We start from the raw sequence: 14,047 nt of genomic DNA on the forward strand, positions 1-14,047 counted from the left end.
ACATTTATTCGATGCGGTGGCGGCCGGAAAGGTTCCCCCGAAACACGCCTTCACGATTGTGTTGTCAGAGTGCAGGGTAGTGCAGTACTGAGTTGATCAGTGCATTCACAGACTGGGTACGCTTCGGCTGGGTTTCTGTGTGGTGAGAACCGGGGGAAATGTCATAAATGGGTGAGACTGCATCGCCGCGGGTTGCTGCGGCGTCTCCAGCAGCGTCGGCCGATGCCGCCGTCCAGGTGGTCGACGGGGCTGTCAAGGTGCTGCGCGCCTACCAGATGGACGCCCTGGCCGATGTCGCGGTGACCAAACTCGACCGTGACGAACAGACGCGGACCGTTGTGGTCGTCGGGGAGGTTCAGCGCGGCAAGAGTTCGCTGGTCAATGCCCTGATCGGACGACGCGACCTCTGCCCGGTCGGAGTGGACGTCACATCCTCGGTGTCGGTCAGCGTCACCCCCGACAGCGGGCTCGGTTCCGACAGCACCGCGGAGCTGTTCTTCCCCTCCGGACCGCGGCCGGTCGCGGCCGACGAACTCGGCCAATGGGTCACCACGGGCGGAGCCCAGGTGTGCGACCCACGGGTCGAGGAGCTGCCCACCGCTGCGGCCGTCGCGGTGCGCGACGCACGGATGACTGATGTGACCCTGGTGGACACCCCGGGCGTCGGCGGCCTCGACGTGGGGCTGGCAAAGCTCGCCACCCGGTCCGCCCAGCAGGCGTGCGTGCTCGTGCTGGTCTGCGACGCGTCGAGCCCGTTGACGGCCCCGGAGATGGCGTTCGTCCGCGAGGCCACCGCCACGGTGGATTCGGTGGTCGTGGTGGTCACCAAGACCGACAAGAACCTCCGCCGGTGGCGGCAGATCGTCGCCGACAACGAACGAATCCTGGCCGAGCAGCTGCATCGGCGCGTCACTGTCGTCGGGGTGTCGAGCCTGCTTGCGGTGATGGCGGCCGACATCGCCGACGACGTCCAGCGTGATCGGCTGGAGACCGAGAGCGGGATCGCGGCCCTGCGCATCGAGCTCGCCCGCCGACTCGACGAGTCGTCGCGATCCCCGCACATCGACGCCGTCCGCACGTGCCTGGAGGGGCTGCGCGTGATCCGCGGCCGGATCGGTCGCGAGCTCGACGCGGTACAGGCAGGCGCGACGTCGCTACCGGACCTGACCGCCGACCGGGACCGGCTCACCGAGCTCCAGGAACAATCCCGCCAGTGGGAGCAATACCTCGCCCGCGACCTCACCCTGCTGCGCCAGTCCGCTGTCGATGATCTCGAACGCCGCCTCGACGACGTGCGCGACAAGTGGACGAAGTACGTCAACACCCACGGCATGCAGGTGCTGCGGCGCAGCGAGCAGAAGTTCACCGCCGACATGCAGACCGATCTGCAACGCGCGATGGCCGAGACGCTGGCGGGGTTCCTCCAGCGATTGCACGACACGATCATCGCGCCCCGCTTCCCCGACGACCCCAGCGTGTGGGAAGAGCTCAGCACGCGCATCGTTGCGTCGATGCAGGACAAGCGGATCGAGACCCATCAGGTGGGCAGCAAACGCCACGGGCTTCTCGATCCGACCCTGCTGACGATGGGCGTAGTCGGATCATCCACGCTCGGTGGACTTCTCGGCCTGTCGGCACTGATGGGCGTCGGCGTGGTGGTCGGAACCGTCTGGGTGGGCATCAATCTGAGCTTCCGTGCGATCCGGACCGGCAAGGCCAACCTGCTGACCTGGTTGCGCGAGACCATCGCGACCACCAAAGCCGCCACCGGCCGCCTCCTCGACAGTGCGGTGGCGCAGTCCCGCCCGGAGATCATCATCCGCTACCGCGAATACCTGCGCGTGAACATCGACGAGTTGCAGAAGACGATCGGCGAGGTACAGAAGGCGGCGTCGGCCGATGCTGCCGCCCGCGAGAAGTCGATCCAGCGACTGACCAGCAACCTGGGGATCGTCGACAAACGCATCACGGCGGCCGAACAGCTCCTCACCGGGGCCACCCGGTGAACGCCCCACGCCCGGTCACCCGGGTCGACACCGATCCCGTCCACGCCACCCTCGATCACGGACTGCACCAATTGGCCGCTCTCGGTGGTGATCTCGCCGCACACGCCAACGCGATCGGCACCATCCTGTGGTCTCCGCCGCGGGTCGTGGTCGTCGGTCGGCTCAAGGCGGGCAAGTCGACACTGGTGAACGCGTTGATCGGCGCACCGGTCGCGGAGACCGCGGCCCTGGAGGCCACCAACGTGGTCACCGTCTACCAGGACGGTTCGCCGTCGCGCGCCGAGGTGGTCGGGGTGGACGGCGGGCGGCATCCGGTTGCGGTGCACCGCGACCACGCCATCCGACTTCCGCTGGAGACCCCCGACATCCAGTTCGTGGACAGATGGTTGCCATCGGCGGCACTACGTCAGCTGACCCTCATCGACACCCCGGGGCTGTCGACGCTGACGGTGGCCAACGACTCGGCCACCCGCCGGGTGATGATCGACGGTTTCGAGCAGACGCGTACCGCCTCGATCGACGCCGACGCCGCGGTCTTCCTGTTCGATGCCGCACCCCGCTCCGATGAGATCGACTTCCTCTCGCAGTTGCCGTTCACGCCACTCAACATGCTGGGCGTGTTGTCTCGGGCGGACTCCTTCGGCGAGGGCGCGCTGGGGCGGGTCGACCCGTTGACCCACGCCGCCCGGCACGCCACGAGGATGGCAGATCAGTTGTCCGACACAGTGAGTGCGGTGGTGCCGATCTCCGGCCTGATGGCCCAGACCAGCCACACCGGGATGCTCACCGAGCAGATGGCCGATGCACTTGCGCGGCTGCAGGGGATGGCACCGCTCGATGTGGTGCGCACCTTCGACAACGACGACGCCGACGGCGTGCTGCCCCTGCCGGTGCGGGAAAACCTGCTCGGACTGCTCGGCGAATACGGCGTGCTCAACGGACGGCAGATCGCCGCGGGCGGAGCCGCCGCCCTCAACGCGTGGTTGACCGAGCGGTCTGGCGTCGGCGGGCTGCATCAGGCACTGAACGCATCCACCACCCGGTTCGCGATCCTGCACCGCGCCCATCGCATCCTCGCGCGTCTCGATCAGCTCGCGTTCACCCATCCGGCCCGAGACCACATCCGGTCGCTGACCATGCAGCTGCGGTCGGCGCCTGCGCTCCACCTGGTGTCGGTACTCGAGGATTACCAACGCATGCTGCGCACCGATCCGCAGGCCCCGGTCACCGAGGAACTGCACACCATCCTCGTTGCCACGTCCCCTGCCGGACGCGTCGGATTACCGGATCGGGCACCCGCGCATGCGATATCCGCCGAAGCCCGACGACGACTCGCGACAGCACAACAACGTTCCCTGGCCACCAGTTCGGCAGCCGAGGACGCTGCCATCGTCACCCTCATCCGAACCTACACACCGCTGACCCACACGTGACCAGCCACCCGAAACCGCAGAGGACACAGGACACTTCGCACATGTCACCCACCACATGGACCCTGGCCATCGACTTCGGAACATCCAATTCCGCTGCCGCGCACTCGGGTGCGACCAGTGGCGGTATCGAGACGCTGTCGCTGACGCATACCAGCAATCTCATGCCGTCAGCGGTCTACGTCGGCGCACCGGACCGCATCACGGTCGGCGACGCCGCGGTCGACCAGGCCCAACAGAATCCCGCCGGCTTCGTGGCCTCCCCGAAGAGGCTGATCGGCAGTGGCCCGATGTGCACCGTCAACGGGTACACCTTCCCGACCTACGTCCTCGTGGCGGCGGTGGTGGGCACGATCCTGCAGCGGGGCAAGGCCGCCCACGCCGGCATGCCGCCCGCCCAGGTGGTGATCACGCACCCGGAGGCGTGGGCACAGCAGCAGATCCGCGTCCTGATCGACGGCGCCGCCCAGGCCGGTATCGACCCGGCCCGTATCACCACCATCTCCGAGCCGCGCGCGGCGGCGGCACACTACTCGCGCTCGCACGCAATGCAGCCGGGCGCCCGCATCGCCGTCTTCGACTTCGGCGGCGGCACACTGGACATCGCCGTCCTGACGGTCACCAACGAGAATGCCTTCGGGGTGGTGGCCGCCCGCGGCAACAACGGTCTGGGCGGCAAGAACCTCGACGCGCTCGTCCAGCGTTGGGTGGAGCAGCGACTCTCCGACCGCGATGAGAATCTGGTCACCTATCTGCGGCGGCAGGCACCGCTCGACGTCGTCCAGAGCCTGCAGGACTCGATCCGGCGCGCCAAGGAGCTGCTGTCGGAGGCACCGTCGGCGACCATCACCGTGCCGGCGCCCGCCGGTCGCCAGACCCTGCAGATCACCCGCGACGAGTTCGACGAGCTGATCACGCCCGCCGTGGACCAGGCGATGCAGTTGACGAGGGCAACGCTGCTCGATGCCGGGATCACTCATCCGGAACAACTGACCGCCCTGTATCTGACCGGCGGGTCGTCGCGGATTCCGCTGGTCCAGCAACGGCTCGGCGAACTCGGCCCCGTTGCCACCCTCGATGACCCGAAAACAGTTGTCGCCCAAGGCGCGTTGGTGACCGCACTGGCCGAGAACGCGCCGAACACCAACGAGCGCGCCACCGTCGTCCCCCGCGCAGGCGACCTCATGCCGTCGTGGCACGCACAGCCGCCCGGCCAGACATCGCAACGCCCGGAAACAGTGCCAGACGGTCAGCAGTACGGCCGGCCTCCATATGTGGTGCCCGAGTTCTCCGGACCCGATGCGGCGGCCACCGGCACCGGCCGACGGTGGGGACGCATCGGCGCGATCGCCGTGGCGGTCGTCGCCGTCGTCGGCATCGTTGCCGGGACCATCGCACTGATGTCACGTGACAACGGCGGCGGGGACGACCCCGGTCAGTCCGGACAGACCGCTGCGGCTGCCACCGCGACGGGTGAGACCGGCGCCGACGGCGGCATGATCATGACCGACGCGACCCAGTTGATGAGCACTCTGCCCGGTCCGCTGCGCGAGGCCACCACGAACTGCCGAAAGGTCGGTTTCACCAAGAACGACGCGGTGCGCATGCAATGCAACTTCGCCGAAGACGGCGAACTGGCAGATCTCAAGGGCACCGACACGCTGTCCTATTTCATGACCTTCGAGGTCGACGAGAGCGAGGCGAAGGCCAAGATCGTGGGTATCCGCAACGGCACCTACAGCCAGGGCAAGGGAACGCTCGTCGAGGACGCGGACCGGCTCTCCGCCGCGGACATCGACCTCGCCTCGACCGTGTCCACCGATTACAACATCGACTACGCCAGCACCGCCTCGAGCCTCGTCATCACGGTCTTCGGCATCGGTTCGGTCGACGAGGGCAAGACGTTCCTGACGCGATCCGGACTGATCTCCTGACGCCGGGAACATTCTCGCCGGGCCGCCGCATCCAATCCCTGACAACAGCACAACAGCTTCGTTCACCGAACTCAGGAAGGCGGACCCCATGTCCGACAGCACACAGACCAGCACCGCCACCCCGGATGTCGCCGAGAACCCGGTGATCAGCCCCGACGCCCCGTACGATGCTTCCGCGCCGGAGAACACGAGCTCCACGAGCGCCACTGCCCCGACACCACCGACCACACCGGCGGATCCGGATACGCACGCGACCTCAGGCGGCGAGGCCGGTGTGAAGTCGGCCGTCGACACCGACGGCGACGGCAGCCCCGACGTCGTGCACGCCACCGACGCATCAGGCACCGACATCAACGCCTACCTCGACGACCACGGCAACGTGATGCTCGTGGAGGCCGACACCGACGGCAACGGCACCTTCGACACGCTGGTCCACGCCGGCCAGGACGGCAGCACCATCGTCGAGGTCGACTCGGACGACGACGGGCAGGCCGACACGATCGCGACCCTCGACGCGAACGGACAACTGCGCCAGGTCGACACTCTCGATCACGGACATGTCGTCAGCTCGACGATCGACGTCGACGGCGACGGCACCCCCGATGTGCAACTGGTGGACACCGACCACGACGGCGGGTTCGACGCGACGATCCTCGACGTCGACAACGACGGCAAAGCCGACACCGTCCTGCGCGACACCGATGGAGACGGGCAGGCCGACACGATGGGGCACATCAACGGCGGGGTAGACGACTCAGCGGTGCCGGACAACTCAGCAGCGCCGGACGACTCCGCAGTGCCGGACGACTCAGCCATGCCCGACGACGACCCGTCGGCCCCGGACGACGACCCGTCAGTGCCCGACACCGACGCGGGCGGCTACGACGATCACTCGGCACACGACTCGCACGACATCCCCGACGCGATCTGACCACGCCGCAGGCGACCTGTCACCACCGAGCCCGGTCCCCGGGCGGCTCACTCCCCTCACGGCGGGGGCGGCGACCTCATGTCGCCGCCCCCGTCGGTGTTTCACCTCGAACATCGACCCCGTCGGCAGAACGGAAGCGGACCCGTGACGAACGTGATGATCCCGGCAGTGTGTCCGTGGACGGAGCCCTTCATCCGCTCGGCTCCGCACCGCGCCTCACCGTCGGCCGCCACGTCGACAACGACATCGTGGTCGACCACCCGCTGGTGAGCGACCATCATCTGCGCATCGAGTGGCGTGGCCACGAGTGGTTTCTCGCCGCGGCCGACGCCGGTGCCCCGATGTTCGCCGCCGGCGGGCCCGTCACGGAGATGGCGGTCACCGGTACCGCCCAGATCCATCTCGGCAGTCCGGGGCGCGGTCCCGTGCTGGTCGTCGCACTCGCCGGCGACCAGCACGGACCCCACACCACCGGCCGCGCCTCCCTCGACGGCCCGGTCGGCATCGGGCTCCCGACGCCCGGGCCGTCCCCGATGCCACGCTCGCTCCGCGGCGCACCTCACCTGAGGCCCATGCACCAGAACCTCGACGGCGGGACCGTGCTGGCACTGCGCGACGGCGTGTGCACCATCGGGCGCACCCCCGGCAACGACCTGGTCGTCGACGACATGCTCGTCTCCCGCAGGCACGCCCAGATCACCACGGACCGCGACGGGATCCGGCTCGTCGATCTCGGCGGCATCAACGGCACCCATGTCAACGGTCACCGTGTCGGCGGCGCAATGCTGCACGACGGGGACGTCGTGACCATCGGCAACAGTGACTTCCTGGTGTCCGGACGCGCACTGGTCAGAGGCCACGCGCCCGACGCCGTCGAGACCGGGCTGCACGTGCACGGCGTGAGCCTGGTGGTCGACGGGGACAAACACCTGCTCCGCGACGTCGAGTTCAGCGCGGCGCCCGGCACATTGACCGCGGTGATCGGTCCGTCGGGGGCAGGCAAATCCACGGTGTCGAAGGTCGCTGCCGGGCTCGGGACCCCGTCCACCGGGTATGTCACCTTCGAGGGCCGTGACGTCCACGCCGACTACGACTCGCTGCGCACCCGTATCGGCATGGTCCCGCAGCAAGACGTCCTGCACCACAAGCTCACCCTCCGGCAGGCACTGCGCTACGCCGCGGAACTGCGACTGCCGCCGGACATCTCCACCACCGACCGTGACGCGGTGATCACCGGAGTGCTCGGCGAACTACAGTTGCTCGAGCACCTGGACACCCGAGTCGACAAGCTGTCCGGCGGACAACGCAAGCGTGCGTCGGTGGCGATGGAACTGCTCACCGGTCCGTCGTTGCTGATCCTCGACGAACCGACGTCCGGATTGGACCCGGCGCTCGACCGGCAGGTGATGGCCACGCTGCGGCGCCTCGCCGACGCCGGCCGGGTGGTGGTCGTGGTCACCCATTCGCTGACCCACCTGTCGATGTGCGACCAGGTCCTGCTGCTCGCACCGGGCGGCAAGACCGCGTTCTGCGGTGCCCCCGACCAGGTGGACGCGGCGATGGGCACCGGCGACTGGGCGGAGATCTTCGCGTTCGTCGCCGCCCATCCCGACGCGGCCCACGAGCGACACCGGCGTACCCGGCCGCCGTCACCCGCGGTTCGGCCGCGCAGGCCGTCCGGCCCGTCGATGTCGACGCCACATCACGATCCGGTCCGGCAGGCCGCCACCATCGCCCGTCGCCAGATCCGCCTCATCCTCGCCGACACCGGCTATCTCGTGTTCCTCGCGGTGATGCCGATCGTGCTCGGGCTGCTGACCCTGGTCATCCCGGGGTCGAGCGGCTTCGCGATCAATCGAGCACCCGACACCGCGGGCGAGGCCTTGCAGATCCTGGTGATCCTCACCGTCGGGGCCACCTTCATGGGCACCGCGTTGACCGTGCGCGACCTGGTCGCCGAACACGACATCTACCACCGGGAGCGCGCCGTCGGACTGCAACCCGGCGCCTACCTGACGGCGAAGATCGTCGTGTTCGGTGCGGCCGCAGTCGTCCAGACGTCGGTGATGGTCGCGATCACCTACGCAGGCAAAGGTGTCCCGGCCGGCGGGGTGCTGATACCGGCGGCGCTCGAACTCTTCGGCGCCGTCGCCGTCCTCGCGTGTGTCAGCGCTCTGGTCGGGCTGGCCATCTCCGCTTCGGCGCGTTCCGTCGAGCAGACGATGCCGCCGATGGTCATCGCCGTCATCTCACAGCTGGTGTTCTGCGGCGGCCTGTTCCGGTTGACCACGCCGGGGCTGCAACAACTGTCGTGGCTGTTCCCGTCGTACTGGGGTTACGCGGTGTCCGCGTCGTCGGTGGACCTCAACGCGATCTCACCGCTGGCACCCCAGACCGCCGACGCCCAGTTGTGGGAGCCATCGCTCTCGACCGTCGTGCTCGGATACAGCGCCCTGCTGTTGACCGCGACGATCCTGATCGGCGTCACCGCGTCGAGACTCCGCCTCCGCCGTTGACCGTCGTTATGCGACCGTGACCGACGTCGCGATCGCGTTGCACACCGCGCCCGGTGGCGGCGGGCCGTCCGCGTTCGCACCTAGCGTCGAACCATGACCGCGACCCCACCGTCACACGCACGGACAGACCGATGAGAGTGCTGGTCACCGGTGCCACCGGATATGTCGGCTCACGTCTGGTGTGTGCGCTGGTCGACCGTGGCGACGACGTCGTCGTGACCAGCCGCCGACCGGACTCGCTGCGACGTTTCGGCTGGTTCGGCCGCGTCACGGCGATTGCCATGGACGCCGACGAGAGCGCATCGGCGCACGATGCGGTCGCGGGCGCCGGCGACATCGATGCGCTCTACTTCCTGGTCCACGGGATCGGTCAGCAGGACTTCGACGAAGCCGACACGCGCGCCGCGCACAATGTCGCGGTCGCGGCACGCGCGGCGAACGTGCCCCGGATCGTCTACCTCGGCGGCTTCGTACCCGACTGTGACCACGACGACCTGTCCAGGCATCTGCGCAGTCGCGCCGAGGTAGGCGCCGCCCTCGACATCCCCGGCGGCCCCGATCTGGTGTGGTTACGAGCCGCGGTGATCCTCGGCGCAGGCTCCACGTCGTTCGAGATCATCCGATACGTGGCCGACCGGCTCGCGGTGATCCCGCAACCGGGCTGGGTCGACAACCCGATGGACCCGATCTCGGTCCGCGATGTCATCCACTACCTGGTCGAGGTCGTCGACCCGACCTTCCCTGCAGGGGCCTACGACATCGCAGGCCCCGACGTCGGCGCACGGTACGAGTCGGTCCTGTCGGAGTACCTCCGCGCCATCCGGCAGCCCCGTCTCCGACTGCCGGTGCCCTTCGTGAACTCGCATCTCGCCGGCCGGGTGACCGGCATGCTGGTCCCGGTGCCGAGTTCGTTGACCGCCGATCTCGTCGCCTCGCTGAGCCAGCCGATGACTGCTTCCGAGCACTCCATCCGTGCCCTGGTACCGGAACCGCCGAACGGACTGATCCCGATGCGGGAGGCCATCGAATCAGCCGTACACACCACCTCACCCCGCTCGGTGTGCGCGCTGGCCGATCCCCACCACCTCGCCGACACCGACCCGGGATGGGCAGGCGGCGACCTGATGAGGATCCGGCGTGCGGTCTCCGGCGGGATCGGTTGGATCGTCGGCTTCACGACGCGTCGGGTGCGAGGCGTGGTATCCCTGCTGTCAGGATGACTGTCACTCTCGACGACCTCAGGCGACGACTCAGCGCACCGGCACCGGCCACCCGATTCGACGATCCGGCGACACTGACCCGCCGACGACGGGTGGTCGCGATCTTCCTCGTCCTGGGCGCCGTGATCCTGGGCGTCTCGCTCTCGTCGGATCCGGGCGATTCGTCCTTCTATCCGTTGACGATCGCGCTGGCGGCGATCTGGATCGTCGGCGGGCTGCTCTCCGGACCGATTCGGTTGGGCCGATTCGGCATTCGTGCCGAATCGACGACTGGCCGATCCTCTACGATCGGCGCTGCCACCCTCGGCACGGCGATCGGCCTGCTCGTCGGAGCGGCATTCATGATCGGAGCGCTCATCACCCGGGAGATCCCGGTCCTCTCCGACCTCGTCACCCAGGTCCTCGACCTCGGCGATCGCGGCAGCATCATCGCTGTCACCGTGATCACCCTCGGCAACGGCCTGGCCGAGGAGGTGTTCTTCCGCGGCGGCGTCTACTCGGCCGCACAGAATCACCACCCGGTGCTGGTCTCGACGGTGTTGTACACGCTCGTCACCCTCGCCAGCGGCAACCCGATGCTCGGAGTCGCCGCCGTCATCCTCGGCGCGGTCTGCGCAGTACTACGACGATGCACCGACGGGGTCCTGGCACCGATCTGCACCCACGTCGTGTGGGGCGTCGTGGTCCTGTTCGGTTTTCCGCCGATCTTCGGATGACGGCCCCGTACCACCCGTCATCGCGTCGGGGTCTGTCCGTGGTTCTCGCCCATCGCCTGCGCCCAATCGCAATGCCCGTCGAAACCGTACGACTCCGACAACACGCGATAGCGTCCGACCAGTTCCCGAAACCCGGCGAGGTCGCCGCGCGCCCTGGCCAGAAGCGCGCGCAACCGCACCAGTGAGACCGCTCTGATCGCCGACTCCTGTTCGGCGCGCACCGCTCCCAGTCGTTCGACGGCGGCCTGAGCCTCCGCGAGGTCGTGGTCGCGACCACGAACGAGCAGCGAACCGACCAGGACACCGGTCGCCCACACGCAGTATCCGAGCCGGTCCTCCTCGTGCAACTCGTCGACCACACGACGCATCACCGGTATCGATGCTGCATGACCGTCACGCCTGGCGACCTCACGGGCGATCCACAATTCGGCAATCGGGACATCTTGCAACGCGACATTCTTGTTCATCCAGGTGTCTCTGACCTTGGTCATGGTCATCAGCCCGCGATCACGGTCGGTGGCCGTGTCGCGGCTGAGGAGTGCGATACCCAACCCGTATTCGGCCAGGCTCAATGCCACGTCATTGCCCGACGACTCGGCGATCAGCACCCCATCCCCGAGCGCTCGCACCTTGTCGTCATCTGCTCGAAGCACACCGTTCTGGATCGCGAACGCATACGACCAGGTCAGAGCAGCAGCCAGAGTGGCGGCGTATTGACCTGCAGGCGAGCTGCTCCGGCGGGCCATCGCCACGGCATCATGCAGGTCGTGGCGCCAACCCGCGCGGCCGAGCCAGTAGCGAGCGAACCCGCGCCAGGTCAACGCAATCGCCAATGGCGACCCGACGCCGAAGCCGGCACCGCTTTGCGGATCTCCACCGGCCAGGTCGATGACGATCTGTGACCAGCGCGCGATCTCGTCGATCTCACCGTTCTCGAACCAGGCAGCGAATGCGAGAAAGGACAACGGCATGGTCAAGTCCGGATCCCCGATCGACTCGAGCAGCTCCATCTGTTCGGTGGCGAGCCGCGACCCGGCCCGGATGTGGCCGCCGTACACGAGTTCGGTCAGCGGTCCGGTCATCCCGATGGCCAGCGACACCTTGTCGCCGACCGCGTCGCACAGACCTCGGAGCTCCGCGAAACGGCCGTGGGCCTCGTCGACCGCTCCGCCCTGATAGTCGGTGGCACACAGCATGGTTCGCGGAGCGATACGCATCGCCGGCCGCTCGGGCATGTCCTCGGGTAATCCGTCGGCGATCAGCTGTGCGCGATCCCAGCTGAGCCGTGCAGCCGCAAGATCGCGGGCGGTCGACCAGACCCCGGCGCGCATGTGCCAGCTGTACGCCTCGACCGCCCGGCCGGCAGCCTGCAGATGTCCGGCGATCAGAGCGGCGTTCTCCTCCTCCAAGGGGGGCTCGCTCGCACGCATCGCGACAGCCAGGCGCCGATGTGTCTCGGCACGATCAGATCGCAGCTGCGATTCGTAGGCGACCGCGCGGATCAGAGGATGTCGGAAGATGTACGTGTCGATGGGGGAGAATTGCACCCGGTCAATCAACTCTGCACTGATCAGCTCGTCGACCACCGGCGTGATCCCCAGCGCGGCAAAGAGATCCACGCCGAAACGATGGCCGATCACCGACGCCACGTTCAACGTCTGCTTGGCCGAGGCACCCAGACGGTCGATGCGTGCCGCGATGACGGCCTGAACGGTGGCGGGTACCGTCAACTCGGCGACATCGGCGAGGCAGACATAGCTGCCGGGATCTCCGGTCAGCAAACCGCGTTCGGCCAGCTCACGCACCATTTCCTCAGCGAAGAAAGGGTTACCCGCGGCCCGGACCGCGATGACCTCCGCGACGGCTCGGATCGAGGGATCCGAGCCCAACAACTCGTCGAGCAACGCCGCCGTATCCGAGTCATCCAGCGGGGCGAGCACGATCGACTGCGAATCCCGCAGCTTCGTCAGCGCGCCTTGGTGTTCGGTTCGGGAGGTGATCAGCGCCATGGAGGGCGCGCGCGTGACGACGCCGAGGAGATCGGCCAGCATCGATTCACTGACCGGATCGATCCAATGCGCGTCCTCGATGACGACGAGCGCGGATGTCGTCCGGTTCAGGGACATGGAACCCAGCAACGCGATCAGCCGTCGACGCCGAGCATCCGGGTCGATCTGAGGCACCGGTCGGTCCTGGGCGGCGATCTCGAGCAAATCGTCGAGTAGGTGAAGATCCACCGGGTCGGCATTCGGGAGATGCTCGCGAAGCCTGGCCCGCGCCGCCCGAGCGTCGAGACCCTCGATCCCATTCACCACGCGCAGCAACCGCCGCACAGTGTGGAACGGGATGTCGCGGGCGTGCGACTCACAGAACACCCACCACACCTGCAGCCCGCGAGCGGCCGCGAGGGCCGCCGTCTCGCGTGCCATCCGGCTCTTCCCGATTCCCGCCGGGCCCACCACATTGGCCACCTCGCCGTGGCCGGCCACCGTGCGATCGACCATGGTGGCGAGGGTGGACATCTCCGAACGCCGCCCGACCATGCCAACCTCCGCACGTCGACCACGGCCACCCGGCAGTCCGATCCCGATCAGCCGGCGCGCGAGCACCGGATCGTCACGCCCCTTGATCCGCACGTACTCCGGCTCACCGAGCGTCACGGCGTTCTCGACCAGTCGCGCGGTGGACTCCGACAGCATCACCCCGCCCGGAGGTGCCGCCGACTCCATCCGCTGGGCAAACCCGATCGCCTCCCCGGTGGCGCTGTAACCCAATCTGCCCGAATCGATCTCGTCGGCGATCACCTGTCCCGAATTGAGTCCGATCCGCAACCGCAGTGCCAGCCCGTCTCGACGCTGCACCTCGCCCGCCAGCCGCTGCTCGTCCTCCTGGATGGCCAATGCAGCAAGACAACCGCGAAACGCGTGGTCCTCCAAGGCGATCGGGGCACCGAAGATCGCCATCACCCCGTCGCCGGTGTACTCGACGGTGCCACCGTAGCGGTGGATGACCGTTGCCGATCTCTCCATCAACTCGGTCATGATCTCGCGTAGCCGCTCGATGTCCACCGCGGCGGCGATCCCCATCGACCGCACCACATCGGCGAACAGCACTGTCACCTGTTTGTATTTCGCCGCCCCGCCGGGCACCGCCACCGCAGCGCCGCATTCATCACAGAACTTGGCGTGATCGCGCAGACCGGTGCCACATGATCCGCAGGTCATCCGTGCCGTCATCCGAACACCACCGATCCAGGTGCTTGATCACCCCGATCGGACAAGCGTAGAACGTCTG

Annotated in this window: 8 protein-coding genes; 7 read left to right on the plus strand and 1 reads right to left on the minus strand. The window is 67.8% G+C overall.

What is annotated here, in order from left to right:
* The first annotated feature begins 167 nt into the window (after positions 1–167).
* From IDF66_RS06965 to IDF66_RS06995, 7 genes are all read left to right on the plus strand, one after another.
* Positions 168–2,006 carry a dynamin family protein gene (locus IDF66_RS06965; protein ID WP_190266165.1) on the plus strand — a complete coding sequence of 613 codons (1,839 nt, stop codon included), beginning with the start codon at positions 168–170 and terminating at the stop codon, positions 2,004–2,006.
* Positions 2,003–3,439: a GTPase gene (locus tag IDF66_RS06970; protein WP_190266166.1), complete on the plus strand. Its 1,437-nt coding sequence runs from the start codon at positions 2,003–2,005 to the stop codon at positions 3,437–3,439. The genes IDF66_RS06965 and IDF66_RS06970 overlap by 4 nt, the downstream gene beginning before the upstream one ends.
* Positions 3,440–3,480: 41 nt before the next feature.
* The gene (locus IDF66_RS06975) at positions 3,481–5,370 is read left to right on the plus strand and encodes an Hsp70 family protein (protein WP_190266167.1); all 1,890 of its coding nucleotides are present in this window, start codon (positions 3,481–3,483) and stop codon (positions 5,368–5,370) included.
* An 88-nt stretch (positions 5,371–5,458) separates the two neighbouring features.
* Entirely contained in the window at positions 5,459–6,301 is an 843-nt protein-coding gene (locus tag IDF66_RS06980; RefSeq protein ID WP_190266168.1) for a hypothetical protein, read from the plus strand.
* A 170-nt stretch (positions 6,302–6,471) separates the two neighbouring features.
* Positions 6,472–8,817: an ATP-binding cassette domain-containing protein gene (locus tag IDF66_RS06985; RefSeq protein ID WP_190266169.1), complete on the plus strand. Its 2,346-nt coding sequence runs from the start codon at positions 6,472–6,474 to the stop codon at positions 8,815–8,817.
* A gap of 131 nt (positions 8,818–8,948) precedes the next feature.
* Positions 8,949–10,037, plus strand: a complete 1,089-nt coding sequence (locus IDF66_RS06990) for an NAD(P)H-binding protein (RefSeq protein ID WP_164310683.1) — start codon at positions 8,949–8,951, stop codon at positions 10,035–10,037.
* On the plus strand, positions 10,034–10,753 hold the full coding sequence (locus IDF66_RS06995; protein ID WP_190266170.1) for a CPBP family intramembrane glutamic endopeptidase: 720 nt from the start codon (positions 10,034–10,036) through the stop codon (positions 10,751–10,753). Before IDF66_RS06990 ends, IDF66_RS06995 begins: the two co-directional genes overlap by 4 nt.
* Before the next feature lie 17 nt (positions 10,754–10,770).
* Here the strand turns inward: IDF66_RS06995 and IDF66_RS07000 are convergent, their stop codons facing one another.
* Entirely contained in the window at positions 10,771–13,977 is a 3,207-nt protein-coding gene (locus tag IDF66_RS07000) for an ATP-binding protein (protein ID WP_223309128.1), read from the minus strand.
* Between the last annotated feature and the right edge of the window lie 70 nt (positions 13,978–14,047).

Origin of the sequence: Gordonia hankookensis (assembly GCF_014673215.1) — a bacterium.
Taxonomy (GTDB): domain Bacteria; phylum Actinomycetota; class Actinomycetes; order Mycobacteriales; family Mycobacteriaceae; genus Gordonia; species Gordonia hankookensis.